This window comes from Variovorax sp. P4_B10, assembly GCF_056402375.1.
Genome location: NZ_JBFUHN010000002.1, coordinates 37,017 through 51,658, shown reverse-complemented (window position 1 = coordinate 51,658; position 14,642 = coordinate 37,017). Strand labels below are relative to the sequence as shown.

General features: G+C 67.7%; 15 protein-coding genes and 1 pseudogene. 4 read left to right on the top strand and 12 right to left on the bottom strand.

Annotation, left to right across the window (positions count from 1 at the left end):
* Positions 1 to 72: 72 nt before the first annotated feature.
* Both AC1DXX_RS01435 and apbC read right to left on the bottom strand, forming a co-directional pair.
* A complete protein-coding gene (locus AC1DXX_RS01435; RefSeq protein ID WP_478132378.1) occupies positions 73 to 1,017 on the bottom strand; it encodes a LysR family transcriptional regulator in 945 nt (314 codons plus the stop codon).
* A gap of 146 nt (positions 1,018 to 1,163) precedes the next feature.
* Complete coding sequence (gene apbC / locus AC1DXX_RS01430; RefSeq protein WP_478132377.1) at positions 1,164 to 2,255, bottom strand: iron-sulfur cluster carrier protein ApbC; 1,092 nt, start codon at positions 2,253 to 2,255, stop codon at positions 1,164 to 1,166.
* A 75-nt stretch (positions 2,256 to 2,330) separates the two neighbouring features.
* Here apbC and AC1DXX_RS01425 point away from each other — a divergent pair, with 75 nt between their 5' ends.
* Entirely contained in the window at positions 2,331 to 3,524 is a 1,194-nt protein-coding gene (locus tag AC1DXX_RS01425) for a patatin-like phospholipase family protein (RefSeq protein ID WP_478132376.1), read from the top strand.
* A gap of 6 nt (positions 3,525 to 3,530) precedes the next feature.
* Here AC1DXX_RS01425 and AC1DXX_RS01420 read toward each other — a convergent pair whose 3' ends face one another.
* From AC1DXX_RS01420 to AC1DXX_RS01410, 3 genes and pseudogenes are all read right to left on the bottom strand, one after another.
* The gene (locus AC1DXX_RS01420) at positions 3,531 to 4,730 is read right to left on the bottom strand and encodes a M20 family metallo-hydrolase (RefSeq protein ID WP_478132548.1); all 1,200 of its coding nucleotides are present in this window, start codon (positions 4,728 to 4,730) and stop codon (positions 3,531 to 3,533) included.
* A 42-nt stretch (positions 4,731 to 4,772) separates the two neighbouring features.
* Positions 4,773 to 5,969, bottom strand: a pseudogene (locus AC1DXX_RS01415) (diaminopropionate ammonia-lyase); the annotation flags it as partial.
* A 6-nt stretch (positions 5,970 to 5,975) separates the two neighbouring features.
* Complete coding sequence (locus tag AC1DXX_RS01410) at positions 5,976 to 7,163, bottom strand: M20 aminoacylase family protein (RefSeq protein WP_478132375.1); 1,188 nt, start codon at positions 7,161 to 7,163, stop codon at positions 5,976 to 5,978.
* 83 nt (positions 7,164 to 7,246) lie between these two features.
* On the opposite strand from AC1DXX_RS01410, the gene AC1DXX_RS01405 reads away from it, so the two are divergent.
* Positions 7,247 to 7,720, top strand: a complete 474-nt coding sequence (locus AC1DXX_RS01405) for an Lrp/AsnC family transcriptional regulator (RefSeq protein WP_478132374.1) — start codon at positions 7,247 to 7,249, stop codon at positions 7,718 to 7,720.
* On the opposite strand, the gene AC1DXX_RS01400 is transcribed toward AC1DXX_RS01405, so the two are convergent.
* The 6 genes from AC1DXX_RS01400 to AC1DXX_RS01375 form a co-directional block, all read right to left on the bottom strand.
* Positions 7,686 to 8,477 carry a phytanoyl-CoA dioxygenase family protein gene (locus tag AC1DXX_RS01400; protein ID WP_478132373.1) on the bottom strand — a complete coding sequence of 264 codons (792 nt, stop codon included), beginning with the start codon at positions 8,475 to 8,477 and terminating at the stop codon, positions 7,686 to 7,688. The genes AC1DXX_RS01405 and AC1DXX_RS01400 overlap by 35 nt on opposite strands.
* A gap of 2 nt (positions 8,478 to 8,479) precedes the next feature.
* Positions 8,480 to 8,842 (bottom strand): hypothetical protein, encoded by a 363-nt coding sequence (locus AC1DXX_RS01395; RefSeq protein ID WP_478132372.1) that lies wholly within the window; start codon positions 8,840 to 8,842, stop codon positions 8,480 to 8,482.
* 95 nt (positions 8,843 to 8,937) lie between these two features.
* Positions 8,938 to 9,624, bottom strand: coding sequence for a YceH family protein (locus tag AC1DXX_RS01390; RefSeq protein ID WP_478132371.1), 687 nt, complete (start codon positions 9,622 to 9,624; stop codon positions 8,938 to 8,940).
* A gap of 47 nt (positions 9,625 to 9,671) precedes the next feature.
* Positions 9,672 to 10,388, bottom strand: coding sequence for a phosphodiester glycosidase family protein (locus AC1DXX_RS01385; RefSeq protein ID WP_478132370.1), 717 nt, complete (start codon positions 10,386 to 10,388; stop codon positions 9,672 to 9,674).
* 29 nt (positions 10,389 to 10,417) lie between these two features.
* Positions 10,418 to 11,449: an isocitrate/isopropylmalate dehydrogenase family protein gene (locus tag AC1DXX_RS01380; protein WP_478132369.1), complete on the bottom strand. Its 1,032-nt coding sequence runs from the start codon at positions 11,447 to 11,449 to the stop codon at positions 10,418 to 10,420.
* Positions 11,450 to 11,559: 110 nt separating this feature from the next.
* The gene (locus AC1DXX_RS01375; RefSeq protein ID WP_478132368.1) at positions 11,560 to 11,913 is read right to left on the bottom strand and encodes a DUF4180 domain-containing protein; all 354 of its coding nucleotides are present in this window, start codon (positions 11,911 to 11,913) and stop codon (positions 11,560 to 11,562) included.
* A gap of 108 nt (positions 11,914 to 12,021) precedes the next feature.
* On the opposite strand from AC1DXX_RS01375, the gene metG reads away from it, so the two are divergent.
* The gene (gene metG, locus AC1DXX_RS01370) at positions 12,022 to 14,139 is read left to right on the top strand and encodes a methionine--tRNA ligase (protein ID WP_478132367.1); all 2,118 of its coding nucleotides are present in this window, start codon (positions 12,022 to 12,024) and stop codon (positions 14,137 to 14,139) included.
* A 14-nt stretch (positions 14,140 to 14,153) separates the two neighbouring features.
* Positions 14,154 to 14,351 (top strand): hypothetical protein, encoded by a 198-nt coding sequence (locus tag AC1DXX_RS01365; protein ID WP_478132366.1) that lies wholly within the window; start codon positions 14,154 to 14,156, stop codon positions 14,349 to 14,351.
* A 21-nt stretch (positions 14,352 to 14,372) separates the two neighbouring features.
* Here the strand turns inward: AC1DXX_RS01365 and AC1DXX_RS01360 are convergent, their stop codons facing one another.
* Positions 14,373 to 14,564 (bottom strand): hypothetical protein, encoded by a 192-nt coding sequence (locus AC1DXX_RS01360; RefSeq protein WP_478132365.1) that lies wholly within the window; start codon positions 14,562 to 14,564, stop codon positions 14,373 to 14,375.
* Positions 14,565 to 14,642 lie beyond the last annotated feature (78 nt).

The window sequence follows — 14,642 nt, the reverse complement described above, 5'->3', positions numbered from 1 at the left end:
ACGCCGTCAAATTCGATCGGCGCATGAGTCGATTCAATAATTAAATGCGCCAGGGCGGGGCTGGCGCGGCCCTCAGTCGCGCAGAGTGCCGCTGTGAAGTCGGACCTGCTCGCGCCATTCCGGGGTCTGCAGGAAAGCCAGCGCGGCTTCGAGTGCGCGCGAAGCGCGTACGCCGTCCTGCGTCATGAAGCCGATCGGCGTCTGCACGTCGGGCGCCACCAGCGGCAGCGCCTCCAGCTCGCGGTGGCTGCGCACGGCCGCCACCATGGCGCCCGGCAGCACGCTGCTGACCGTGCCGGCACTCACGGCCAGCGTCAGCGTGAGCACCGAGTTGGTCTCGATGGCCGGCGCCACCGGCACGCCGGCCTGGCGCAGCGCCTGGTCCATGATCGCGCGGTTGTGCATGTCGGTCGTGAGCAGGCACAGCGGCAGCTTGCCCGCCTCGGCCCAGGTGATCGGCTGGCCGATGCGCAGCTCGTCCGTCGAGGGCGTCTCGGCGCGCCGCAGCAGGAAGTAGTGTTCGATGCTCTGAGGCCAGGCCGTGAGCTTGATGCCCGGCAGGTGCATGCGCTCGGTGTAGCCGAGCGCGAGGTCGATCGAGAGGCTTTCGAGCCCCGTCTCCAACTCCTGCGAGCTCATCGAGAGCACGGCCGGCAGGATGCCCGGATGGTGCTGGTGCAGCATGGCCGCGAAGCGCGAGAGCATGGGAATGGCGGTGGGCACCGCGGCCATCCGCAAGCGCCCGTGCGGGTTGTCCGCGTCGCTGCGCAACTCCTGCAGCAGCACCTCGTTGTCGCGCAGCATGCGCTGCGCCGTGGCCAGCACGCGCTCGCCCTCGTGCGTGAGGCCCACATAAACCCGTGCCCGCTTGACGATGACAACGCCGAATTCGGTTTCGAGCGCGCGCAGTGCGTTCGAGAGCGCCGGCTGGGTGATGTGGCAGGACTGTGCGGCGCGGCCGAAGTGCTTGTGCTCGTTCAGGGCCACCAGATAGCGCATCGAGGCCAGCAGGTTCATGCCGGTCGCTCCGCTGCACGGTGCTTTTGTTCGGGGTGCTGTTGTTCAGGGCACGCTGCTGGTTTGCGGCCGATCAACAAGTGCTCTGAGCGATCACACCCTGAATGACCCACGACGCGACCAATCGAAAACCAGGGTTCCATCCCCTAGGTGTTCTTGCTGATCGAAATCGTCGGGAACTTCGACGAGAAGTCCTTGGCCTTCTCCGAGATCCCCACGGCCACACGCCGTGCAACTGCCTTGTAGATGCCGGCAACTTCACCTTCGGGGTCGGCCACCACAGTGGGCGCACCGCTGTCGGCCTGCAGGCGGATCTGGATGTCCAGCGGCAGCGCGCCGAGGTACTCCATCTGGTACTCGGCCGCCATCTTCTTGCCGCCGTCGGCGCCGAAGATGTGCTCGGCATGGCCGCAGTTGGAGCAGATGTGCACCGCCATGTTCTCGACGATGCCGAGGATCGGCACGCCAACCTTCTCGAACATCTTGATGCCCTTCTTGGCGTCGAGCAGCGCGATGTCCTGCGGCGTGGTGACGATCACCGCGCCCGTCATCGGCACGCGCTGGCTCAGCGTGAGCTGGATGTCGCCGGTGCCCGGGGGCATGTCGACGATCAGGTAGTCGAGGTCTTTCCAGTTGGTCTGGCGCAGCAGCTGCTCCAGCGCCTGCGTGGCCATGGGGCCGCGCCAGATCATGGCCTGGTCCTGGTCGACCAGGAAGCCGATCGACATCACCTGCACGCCGTGGCGCGCCATCGGCTCCATGGTCTTGCCGTCGGCGCTGTCGGGGCGGCCCTCGATGCCCATCATCATGGGCTGGCTCGGGCCATAGATGTCKGCATCGAGCAGGCCGACGCTGGCCCCTTCGGCGGCCAGCGCGAGCGCCAGGTTGGCGGCGGTGGTGCTCTTGCCCACGCCGCCCTTGCCCGAGGCCACCGCGATGATGTTCTTGACGTTGGGCATCAGCTGGACGCCGCGCTGCACCGCGTGGCTGATGACCTTGGTGAGGATGTTGACCGACACGTTTTCCACGCCCGGCACGGCCTTGGCCGCTGCCACCAGCGCCTTGCGGATGGCGGCGTGCTGGCTCCTGGCGGGGTAGCCGAGCTCCAGGTCGAACGACACGTCGCCCTCCACGATCTGGAGGTTCTTGAGCGACCGGGTCGCCGCGAATTCTTTGCCGGTGTTAGGGTCTGCGACGGCTTTGAGCGCGTCCATGAGCCCTTCGGGGGTGAGTGCCATTGATCTAACTCCTGAATGGCAGGTAGTCTAAGGCGCTCTCCAAGCCCTCACCGATCAGCTTCCCAAAAACCGAAAATGCCAGAGACAAGCCTCGCCACCGGCCTTCTGCTCACCGGGGGCGGCGCACGGGCGGCCTACCAGGTCGGCGTGCTCGAAGCCATTGCCGAGATCCGGCGCGGCGCGGGCCCGGCCGCCGGCACCGGCAATCCCTTTCCCGTCATCACCGGTACCTCGGCCGGCGCCATCAACGCAGCGGCGCTCGCCTGCGGCGCCGACGACTTCGACGGCGTGGTGGCGCACATCGCGCAGGTGTGGAGCAACTTCCGCGCGGAGCAGGTGTACCGCGCCGATTCGCTCTCGGTGATCGGCAGCGGCGCGCGCTGGCGCATGCTGCTCGGGCTCGGCCGCGTTGCCGCCAACTGGATGCGCATCAAGCCCAGGTCGCTGCTCGACAATGCGCCGCTGGCCGATCTGCTCCAGCGCCTGGTGCCGCTCGACCGCCTGCCGCAGCTCATGCAGCAGGGCCACGTGCAGGCGCTGGCCGTGACCGCATCGAGCTACAGCTCGGGCGAGCACGTCACCTTCTTCGAAGCCGCGGTGCCGATGGAGCCCTGGGTGCGCTCGCAGCGCCTTTCGGTGCGCGATCGCATCACGCATGCGCACCTGCTGGCGTCCTCGGCCATTCCCTTCGTGTTCCCGGCCACGGCGCTGCCGATGCAGGGCCACACCGAATACTTCGGCGACGGCTCGATGCGCCAGTCGGCCCCCATCGCGGCGGCCATCCACCTCGGCGCCCGGCGCATCCTGGTGATCGGCGCGGGCCGCATGCACGAACCGCGCGAGACCCCCGCGCCCAACACCTACAGCGGCTATCCGACGATGGCGCAGATCGCGGGCCACGCGCTGTCCAGCATCTTTCTCGATGCGCTGGCGGTCGACATCGAGCGGCTGCGCCGCATCAACCACACGCTGGGGCTGATTCCCGAGGAAGCGCGCGCATCGAGTTCGCTGCGCCCGCTCGACCTGCTGGTGATCTCGCCCTCCGAGCGCCTCGACGTGATCGCGGCACGCCACGTCGATGCGCTGCCTGGCGCGGTGCGGCACCTGCTGGGCGGCTCGAAGGTGGCGGCCGACGTGAAGGGCGGCGCGCTCGCGAGCTACCTGTTGTTCGATTCGGCCTACACACGCGAGCTGATGGCACTCGGGCGTGCCGACGCGATGAAGCAGCGCGACGAGGTGCTGCGCTTCTTCGGGTGGGTGCCGGCCTGAGCTTTGTTACGGCGCCTCGGCCAGCGCAAGCAGCACGTCGAGAAGAACGTTCGCACCCTGCACCAGGTCGGCCGGCGCGGTGTGCTCCCGCGGGTTGTGGCTGATGCCCTTCTCGCTCGGCACGAAGATCATGGCGGCCGGGCAGATGCGGGCCATCATCTGTGCGTCGTGTCCGGCGCCGGAGGTCATGCGGCGATGCGTCAGCCCTCGTGCGTTGGCCGATGCTTCAATCTGGCGCACCAGGCGGGCATCGAACACCACGGGCCCGAACCGGGCCAGTGGCCGGGTCTTGATGGTGACGCCCTCTTGCTGTTCGAGCTGAAGAAGGCAGGCGGCCAGTTCCGCTTCGGCGCGCTTCAGCGTGTGCTCGTCGGTGTTGCGCAGGTCGACCGTCAGCGTGGCACGTGCCGCAATCACGTTGATGAGATTGGGGTGCAGGTCGATCACACCAACCGTCGCGACCTGGCTGCCGCCGTAGCGCTGCGCCAGCTCGCGCACGAACACCGCGATGGCGGCGGCGCAGTAGCCCGCGTCATGGCGCAAGCGCATCGGCGTGGTGCCCGCATGGTTCGACTGGCCGGTGACCAGGATCTCCTGCCACGAGATGCCCTGCAGGTCTTGCACCGCGCCGATGGTGATGCCCTCGGCTTCCAGCACCGGCCCCTGCTCGATATGGAGCTCGACGTACGCATGCGGAACGATGGCGCCGCAGGGCATGTCTCCGGCGTAGCCGATGCGCACGAGCTCGTCGCCGAGCCGTGCGCCGTCGGTGCCGACCGTGTCGAGGGCCGCCTGCAGCGGATGGCCGCCGGCGTGCACCAGCGAACCCAGCATGTCCGGCATGAAGCGCACGCCCTCCTCGTTCGTGAAGGCCGCGACCACGAGCGGGCGCAGCGTCTGGCGCTTGCGCTCGTTGAGCCAGCGCACCACCTCGAGCCCGGCCATCACGCCGTAGTTGCCGTCGTAGCGGCCGCCCGTGGCGACGGTGTCGATGTGCGAGCCCGTCATCACCGGGGCCGCATCGGTCGTGCCGGGCCGGATGCCGAAGATGTTGCCGATCCGGTCGACGCGAACCGCGAGGCCCAGCTCCTTCATCCAGCGCACAAGTTGGTCGCGGCCCTGCCGGTCGGCGTCCGTCAGCGCGATGCGGCACACGCCGGTGTTCTCCAGCGCGCCGATGGCCGCATGCCGGTCGATGCGTGCCATGAGGGCCTCGGGGGCGATGCCTTCGCGAGCCAGCCATTCCCTCTGCGCGGCAACGACCTCTTCGCCGGAGCGGCCCGTGAGCGATCGATAGAGGCCCGGTGCGGTTGCGCCCTCGGTGCTGAACAGCAGCACGCGGGCGTCGGCGCCGAGGCCTGCCGTCCGACGGGCTGCCGGGTCCGCCGTCAGCGCCTGCAGCGCTGCAAGGCCCGCCGCACCGGATTCACCGCTCAGCACGGGCACGTCGCCGGCCTCGCCGGTCGCGAGCGTGCGCATCGCGCGCTCGGCCTGGGCATCGGTGACGGTCATGAACAGGTCGACGGCCGGCTGCAGGAAGCGCCAGGCGAGCGGCGAGGTCTCGCCGCAGGCCAGGCCGGCCATCACCGAATCGACGGTGCCCGTGGCACGGTCGGGCCGGCCGCTGCGGGCGCTCTGCAAAAGGCAGTCCGCCTGCTCGGGCTCGACGACGATGAAGGTCGGCCGCGCGGCCCCGTAACGCTCCCAGAAGTGGCTCGCCACGCCCGCCGCCAACCCGCCGACGCCGCCCTGGACGATGACGTGCGTGAACGGGCACGGCGCATCGGCAGCCGTGTTCTCGAGCAGTTCGTCGGCGAGGATGCCGTAGCCCTGCATGACGTCGCGCGGAATCTCCTCGTACCCGTCGTAGGAGGTATCGGAGACCACCTCCCAGCCGTTGAGCTTCGCCAGCCGCGCGGCCTCCTCGACCGATTCGTCGTAGTTCCCCGTGATGCGGATCACCTCGGCGCCGAGCGCGGCGATGGGCGCTTCGCGTTCCGCGCTGACCTGCGCATGCAGCACGATGACGCAGCGGCAGCCGATGCTCTGCGCGGCCGCGGCCAATGCCCGGCCGTGGTTGCCGTCCGTGGCGCTGATGACGACGAAGTCGCGCAGCGCCCGTGCGTGGTGGCCGGCGAAGAGATCGGCGGGCGTCCAGCCGCGATCGGGCCAGCGCCGCAGGACGAGCCGCAGCAAGGCCACGGGCGCGCCGAGCACCTTGAAACTGCCCAGCGCCGAGCGCCTCGACTCGTCCTTGACCACCACCTGGCCCACGCCCAGTTGCCTTGCAAGCAGGCGCAGCGACCACGCCGGCGTCGGATGCGGCGCCAGCCGGCTCCAGCTCGCCAGCCACTGCCGGCTCTCCCTGCCTCGCGCGATGTTCATCACCTTGCGCAAGGACGCGTCGTAGCCGCACCGGCGCGCCTGTGAATTGGCAAAAACCAGCATGTCTCAGTCTCTCTTGTCGTCGTTTTCCGGAAGGCGAAGGCGGACGATTTCCGCGAAATAGCGGGCGCCTATCGCCAGCACTTCGTCGTTGAAGTCATAGCTGCCGTTGTGCAGTGGCGTGCTACCGGGCCCGCCTTCGGCGCCATTGCCGAGGAACACGAAAGCGCCCGGCACGGCTTTCAGGAAGGCGCCGAAGTCCTCCGAGATCATCATCGGCGCCACGTCGGCATCGACGTTCTCCGCCCCCACGACGGCCGTCGCAGCCGCCACCGCCGTCGGCACGCACCGGGCCCAGTTCACGGTGGGCGCGAACTCGTGCGTGTAGCTGAAATCGCATTCGGCGCCGTGCATGCGGCAGATGCCCTCGCTGATCTCGCGCATGCGCGCGGCCAGCATCTTCTGCACGGCGGGGTCGTAGCTGCGCGTATCGCCCTTGATGACCACGTTCGACGGAATCGCGTTGCGGATGCCGTCGGTGATGAACTCGGTGCACGAGATCACGGCCTGCGCGCCGGGGTCGAGCGTGCGCGACACGACGGTCTGCAGCGCCAGCACGATCTGCGCGCCGATGACGATCGGGTCGATGCCCATGTGCGGCCGCGCGGCATGCGTGCCGCGGCCCTTCACATGGATGACGAAGTTGTCTTCGCTGGCCATGAGGCCGCCCACGCGCGTCGAGATGGTTCCCGCGCGCATGCCGGGCATGTTGTGCAGGCCGTAGATCTCGTCGACCGGAAAGCGCTCGAACAGGCCGTCGTCCATCATCGCCCTGGCGCCGCGGCCGTGCTCTTCGGCGGGCTGGAAGATGAAGCGCACGGTGCCGTCGAAATCCTGGCGCTCGCGCAGCAGGCGGGCCGCGCCGAGGACGATCGACATGTGGCCGTCATGGCCGCAGGCGTGCATCTTTCCCGGTGTGCCGGAGGCGTGGGCACGGTCCGTCGGCACCTCGGTGATGTTCAGCGCATCCATCTCGGCACGCAGGCCGATGACGCCCTTGCCATTGCCGACCTTCAGATTGGCGACGAGCCCGGTGCCGCCGATGCCGGTGTGCACGTCGAGGCCGAGCGCCTTGAGCACGCTGACGACGAAGGCCGAGGTCCTCGCCTCCTCGAAGCCGGTCTCGGGCATCGCATGCAGCTGGCGGCGCCAGCCGGTGAGCTGGTCGCGCAAGGGCTCGTCAGGGAATTTCATGGCGAGATGCTATTGACAATGCGACGGTACAGGCGCGCAAAATTCGGCCTCTCAACGCAACGTTTTTGCGTCAACCGCCTCGCATGACCCCTCTCGACACCCTCGACCTTCGCCTGCTGGAACTGATCCAGGCCAACAGCCGCATGCCGCAAAGCGACCTCGGCGAGCGGATCCACCTGTCGACGGCGGCCGTCAACCGGCGGCTGAAGCGCCTGCTCGACGACGGCGTGATCCAGCGCTACGGCGCGGTGCTGGCGCCCGCCGCGCTGGGCCATCCGCTGACCATCGTCGCCGAGGTGGAAACCGAGAGCGAGCGGATCGACCTGCTCGATGCGATGAAGCAGAGCTTCAGGGATTGCCCGCAGGTGCAGCAGTGCTACTACGTGACGGGCGAGTGGGACTTCATCCTGATCTTCGTCGTGCAGGACATGGCGCAGTACACGGCGCTGAGCCGGCAGCTTTTCTTCCAGAGCAACAACGTCAAGCGCTTTCGCACGCTGGTCACGATGGACCCGGTGAAGGTCAGTCTGGATGTGCCGGTCCGGCCTGCGGGCTGAGCGCCTGGCGGATCGCCTCTTCAACGGGGCTCACGGGGGAGTCCGCGTCGAAGGACGCCGCCGGCAGCAGCGGCGGCTGCGCCATGAAGCGCGGCCGCGTGCCGCGGTGCGGCTGGGCCGAGTGCACGAGGAAGGGATGGCAGAGGTACACCGTGCCCGCGGCGCCTGTCGCCAGCACCACGGGTCGCCCGGCGGACTCGGCGAAACCGTTGCGTGCCAGTTCCCCTAGCGACAGGCCCTCTTCGCCCGCCGGCGCCAGCACGCGGGCGATGTCGGCATGCGAGCCGGCGCGGATGCGTGTCGGCGCATCGTCATCGCCCACATCCGAGAACAGGAAGAGCATCAGCAGCGCGCGGCCCTTCGAGCGGATGTTCGCGCGCCACGCCATGAAGTCCGGGTTCTCCAGCCCGAAGCTCACATCGATGTGCCAGCCGGCGTCGCCCGGGTCTTCGGTCGAGGGAAAGCGCACGGGGAAGGTACCCATGCTGCGGCACGCATGCCACCGGCCCGGACCGACAAGCAGATCGAAGGCGCTGTGCAGGACCGGTGTGTTGGCGGCTCCGACGAAAGGCGGCTGTGCGTACATGCCCAGCCGGGCGACCGGCTTCGTCCAGGTCGACGAATCGTCCGGATCGCAGCCGGTGTCGCGCCAGAGGATCGTGCGGGCCTCGTCCGCGAGTTCGCGCGGGAAGGCGTTGTCGATGCGAAGAAAACCGTCGCCAATGAAGGCTTGTGCGTTCGCGTCGCGATCGGGCACGGCTATTGGAGGAGGAACGCGAAGAGCGCGTAGATGCCGGTGAGGACCCAGCCTGCCTTGTTGGCGTTCGCTGCGCTTTCTTTCGAGATCGGCACCAGCTTGGCGCGCTTCCATGCCCACAGGTTGCAGGCGATGGCGAGCACCAGTCCGCAGAAGAAGAGCAAAGCGGAATGCAGGCCGATGGCGGCGATCAGCGACACCAGGACGATCAGGACCCCTGCCGCCCAGATGCCGTTGGAAGCGCTTGCAAGCACATGAAAAAGACCGCCGCAGGCTTCGCATTCGACAGGCGCACCACGGCTGGACCAGCGCTTTGCGAGACCGCTGATGCCCGGCTTCTGGCAACGTGGACAGGCGTACTTCATAGGAGGACGAGTGAGACCGGAGGTTTCATGTGCTGCGCAAGATAACGCAGTTCATGCGCAACGCAAAACCATCTCCTCCGCCCCTCCACCTCGCTTCAACCCGCCTCGGAAATCCCGAGCTCCGAACACACGCGCCCCACCAGCGCCTTCAACGATGCCAGCTCGACCTCGAGCCGCGCCACATTGGCCTTGAGCGCCGCGACTTCTCCGAGCGACGCATCGTGCGATGCATACGCCCCGTCGCCCGACGCGCCGGCCGGACCCGCGACCTCTTCCGCCGGCTGGCCGCTCAGCAGATGCGCCCAACGGCTTTCGCGCGCACCGGGCAGGCGCGCCAGCTTCACCACCAGCGCACCGGCCGAACGCTCCGCGAGTTCGTCGAGAAAGCCCTCGACCGAGGAGATGTCCGCGAAGTTGTGCATGCGGTCGCAGGCGATGCGCAGTTCGCCGGCCGTTTGCGGCCCGCGCAGCATCAGCACGGTGAGCAGGATGACCGACTGCGAGGGAATGCGCAGCACGCGGTCGATGTTGTGCTCGTAGCGGAAGGCGCGCCCGCCGCTGCTTTCCGCGACGAGGCTGTAGCCCTTCAGGCTGTCGATGGCGGACTGGATCTGCGCCTCGGTGAGTTCGAGCACCGGGTTGCGGCTGGTCTTCTGGTTGCAGCCCGACACCAGCGAGTTGAGCGTGAGCGGATAGCTGTCGGGCACGGTGCGCTGCTTTTCGGCCAGCACGCCGAGCACACGGGTTTCGAGTAGGGACAGGATGGGCAGCGGTGTGGACATGGCTCAACAGGGATCGATGATGAAAACGCAAGGGGCAGCCAATGGGTTCATGGCGTCACCACACCGAGTATCGGCCCCAGCTCCCGCACGAAGTCGTTTCTTCGCAAGGCCTTCGAATACAGGGCCGACACCGTGCCGTCGAGGTACAGGGCATCGCGGCAGTGCAGCACGTCGCGGAAGTAGAGCGCGAAATCGTAGAAGTTCACCGGCGTCTCGCTCAGCACGAAGATCGCCGTGTGGCCCGACACGCCCACGCCGTTGCGGATCTTGCGCGAGTCCGAATTCGGAATGAGGGCCGGGTGCAGGACACCATGGCGCAGCAGCAGCGGACCGGATTGCGTCGCCAGATGCACGCCGCTCTTCGCCAACGCCGGGTACTCCGACGCCTCGACCACGCGCGGGCCGGCGTCGGAGACAAGGAACACGCCGTTCGGCTTGCGGAAGAAGTTGCCGACGCCATCGGCGAGATTGAGCGGCGACTCTTCGCGGCCGTCCCGCACGAACAGGCCGACCGGCGAGAAGTCCTCGTGGTACATGCCGGCGTTCACCGCGAACAGGAGCTGCCTGTTGCGCGCCTTCAGCCAGGCTTCCAACCGGTCGAAGCGCTTGAACGCGACGCCCGCGTCGTCGTTCAGGAACAGCTCGAGCCTTTCGGTGCGAAGGTCGACCTTCACCACCGTGTAGCGCGGCTCTGCCGCAGTTGACGAAAAGCCCGCGAACAAGCCGGACAAGAGGACGGCCAGCAGAAGCAGCAGCTTTCTCATGGGGAACGTCCGCCAGCCCCGCCCACCGGTCAACCGCCGTGGATGCGGCTGACCAGCGCCTTCGTGAAGGCGGCCGTGCCCGCCGTGCCGCCCAGGTCGCCGGTGCGCACGTTGTCGATGTTGAGCGTCTGGTCGATGGCCGTGCGCAGGCGCGTGGCCAGCTCGGGCAGCTTGCAGTGGTCGAGCATCAGCGCGGCGGCCAGCAGCAGCGCGGTGGGGTTGGCGATGCCCTTGCCGGCGATGTCGGGCGCGGAGCCGTGCACCGCCTCGAAGATCGCGGCATCGGCGCCGATATTGGCGCCGGGCGCCATGCCCAGGCCGCCGACCAGGCCGGCCACGAGGTCGGACAGGATGTCGCCGAACAGGTTGGTCGTCACGAGCATGTCGAACTGCCAGGGGTTGAGCACCAGCTTCATCGCGCAGGCGTCGATGATGACCGTGTCGAGCTCGAACTTGCCCTTGTACTTCTTCTCGTAGAGGTCGAGGCCGGTCTCCAGGAAGATGCCCGTGAGCGCCTTCATGATGTTGGCCTTGTGCACGATCGTGACCTTCTTGCGGCCGGTGGCCACGGCGGTCTCGAAGGCGTATTCGAGCAGGCGGCGGCTGCCCTGGCGGGTGTTGATGCCGGTGGCCATGGCCACGGCGTGCGGATCGCCGTCGATGGGCACGTAGTGCTCGTGGCCGATGTAGAGGCCTTCGAGGTTTTCGCGCACGACCACGAGGTCGATCTTGTCGAAGCGGCCGCCGGGAATGATGGTGCGCGCCGGACGCAGGTTGGCGTAGAGCTGGAACTCCTCGCGCAGCCGCACGTTCGACGAGCGGTAGCCGCCGCCCGAAGGCGTTTCGAGCGGCCCCTTGAGGGCGAGGCGGGTGCGGCGGATGCTGTCGAGCGTGGCCTGCGGCAGCGGGTCGCCCGCGGCCACCACGCCGCCGAGGCCGGCGATCTGGCGGTCCCAGACGAAGGGGGCCTTCAGTGCATCGAAAGCAGCCAGCGTGGCGTCGACGATCTCGGGGCCGATGCCATCGCCGGGGATGAGGGTTGCGGGAATGGGGGTGGTCATGGAAAGGCGCCCTTGTCAGGTAGAAGAGGTGTCGCGGCCAGGCTGGCGCGAATGCAGAAGAATAACGCCGCGCCCTTTTGCCGGCCGGATGCCCGGGGCCACAAAAAAGGTCATTCGCGGGCCAGCCACCCCAGCGCGTCTTCTCGCGAAGTGAAAAAGCGGCAGAAGTGCCCGCGCCTGGCTTCCTGCAGGTATTCGCCGAAGCGTTCGCCGTGATCGGCATCCGGCGACATCACGATGGCGGTTCGCAGCCGGTAGGTCTGCAGCTTCTGGAGAAACTCGCCCGCGAAGCGCGTGCGCAGCTCGAAGAATGCGGGCGGCAGGACACCGGCGTCCAGCAGCAGGCGGTCGGTGTCGTGTTCCATCGAGGCGGCCACCAGGTCCGTGGCCTCCCTCACGTTCTGCAGCGGCGAGGTCCACTCGAGGACAGTGAGAAGACCGATTTCGAGACGTGCGTGGTTCAAGGAGGCTTCAGGGCGTGGGGCTTGTCGTCGCCGGATTCTCGCGGAGAGACGCCGCCACCTAAAATGTCCGGTTCTCCCGCCAGCCACTCCCCGAAAGCGCCCTCCCCGATGTCCGCCCCGCGCAAGCTCTTCGTCACCACCGCCCTGCCGTATGCCAACGGCAAGTTCCATATCGGCCACATGATGGAATACATCCAGGCCGACATCTGGGTGCGGAACCAGCGAATGAATGGCGCCGAGGTCAACTTCGTCTGCGCCGACGACGCCCACGGCGCCGCCATCACCATCGCGGCCGACAAGGCCGGCGTGACGCCGCAGGCCTTCGTGGCCGAGATCGCGGCTGGCCGGAAGCCCTACCTCGACGGCTACTACATCTCGTTCGACAACTGGCACTCGACCGATGCGCCCGAGAACCACCAGCTCGCGCAGGACATCTACCGCGACCTGCGTGCCAACGGCCTCATCGCCACCAAGAGCGTCGAGCAGTTCTACGACCCCGAAAAGGGCATGTTCCTGGCCGACCGCTTCATCAAGGGCGAGTGCCCCAACTGCCACTCGAAGGACCAGTACGGCGACAACTGCGAGGTGTGCGGCGCCGTGTACGCGCCCACCGAGCTGATCAACCCCTACTCGGCGCTCTCGGGCGCCAAGCCCGAGCTGCGCAGCTCGGAGCACTTCTTCTTCAAGCTCTCGGACCCGCGCTGCGAGGCCTACCTGAAGGAATGGACCGCCGCCCCCGGCCACGTTCAATCCGAGGTACAGAACAAGATCCGCGAGTGGCTCTACAAGGACGACGAAGGCAAGGGCGGCCTCGGCGACTGGGACATCAGCCGCGACGCGCCCTACTTCGGCATCGAGATCCCCGATGCGCCGGGCAAGTACTTCTATGTGTGGCTCGACGCGCCCGTGGGCTACCTCGCCTCGCTCAAGAACCTGCTCGACAAGCGCTGCATCGAGCTGGGCGGCGACGGCATCTCGTACACCGAGTACATGGCCGACCCCGACCTGGAGCAGGTGCACTTCATCGGCAAGGACATCATCACCTTCCACACGCTGTTCTGGCCCGCGATGCTGCACTTCAGCGGCCGCAAGGCGCCCGATGCCGTGTACGTGCACGGCCACCTGACGGTGAGCGGCGAGAAGATGAGCAAGAGCCGCGGCACCGGCATCGACCCGCTCAAGTACCTCTCGGTCGGGCTCGACCCCGAGTGGCTGCGCTACTACATCGCGGCCAAGCTCAACGGCCGCAACGAGGACATCGACTTCAACCCCGAGGACTTCGTGGCGCGCGTCAACAGCGACCTCGTGGGCAAGTACATCAACATCGCGAGCCGCGCGGCGGGCTTCATCGGCAAGCGCTTCGGCGGCCAGCTGGGCGAGGTGTCTGCCGACGGCGACGCGCTGCTGTTCGCACTGCGCGACGCGGCTTCGCAGCTGCATTCGCTCTACGACGGCCGCGACTACGCCCGTGCGCTGCGCGAGGTGATGGCTTTGGCCGACAAGGTGAACGAGTACGTCGACCAGAACAAGCCCTGGGAGCTGGCCAAGAAGGAAGGCCAGGAAGCGCGGCTGCACGACGTGTGCACGGTGTGCATCGAGGCCTTCCGCCTGCTCACGCTGTACCTGAAGCCGGTGCTGCCGGCGCTGGCCGTCAACGTCGAGGCTTTCCTGAAGATCGCGCCGCTCGCCTGGGCCGACGCCGCGCAGGCACTGCCGGTGGGCCACGCCATCGGCGAGTACAAGCACCTGATGCAGCGCGCGGATGCCAAGGCGGTCGAGAAGCTGTTCGACGCACCCGAACCGGCGCCTGCCGCTGCCGCGGAAACGGCGGCCGATGCGCTGCCGGGCGGCGAGGCCATCGCGCCCATCATCACCATCGACGACTTCGCGAAGATCGACCTGCGCATCGCGAAGATCGTGGCTTGCGAGAAGGTCGAGGGCTCGACCAAGCTGCTKCGCCTGACGCTCGACGCCGGTGAGGGCACCGACCCGCAGGGGAGTCCTGTTCTGCGCAACGTGTTCAGCGGCATCGCCTCGGCCTACCAGCCGGAGCAGCTCGTGGGCAAGCTCACGGTGCTGGTCGCTAACCTGRCGCCGCGCAAGATGAAATTCGGCGTCAGCGAAGGCATGGTGCTGGCCGCCAGCCACGCCGACGAAAAAACCAACCCGGGCATTCACGTGCTCGAGCCCTGGCCGGGCGCCACGCCCGGCATGCGGGTTCGCTGATCGAGGATCACGCCATGCTGCTGCGCGCCTTCCTGCTGTTGTCGCTCGTTGCCGCACTGGGCGGCTGTGCCGTGGTGACGGTCGCAAGCACGGCGGTGAGCGTGGGCGCCGGCGCGGTGGGCCTGGCAGCGGATGCCGCCATCGGCACCGCGCGCATCACCGGCAAGGCCGTGGGCGCGGCAGCCGATGCGGTGATTCCCGACAGCGATTAAGCAAGGAGAGGCCCCTGAGCCTCAGCGCGGCAGGCCCAGCTGCGCGACGTGCGCGGGCGTGTGCAGCGCCTTTTCCTTGCGCACGAAGGCGGACCACTTCGGCGAGGCGGCCAGTTGCAGGGCCAGCCGGACCACCTCGTTGCCCAGTTCCTCCGGCGCCGCCTGCAGCACGCGCTCGGCCATCCCGAGTTCGACCGCGCGCTTCGCGCTCACGGGCAGGGCCGATTGCGCCCTCGGTAATGTTGGTTTCTAAATGTCAACTAGTGTGAAAAATGCATCTTGATCCCTTGT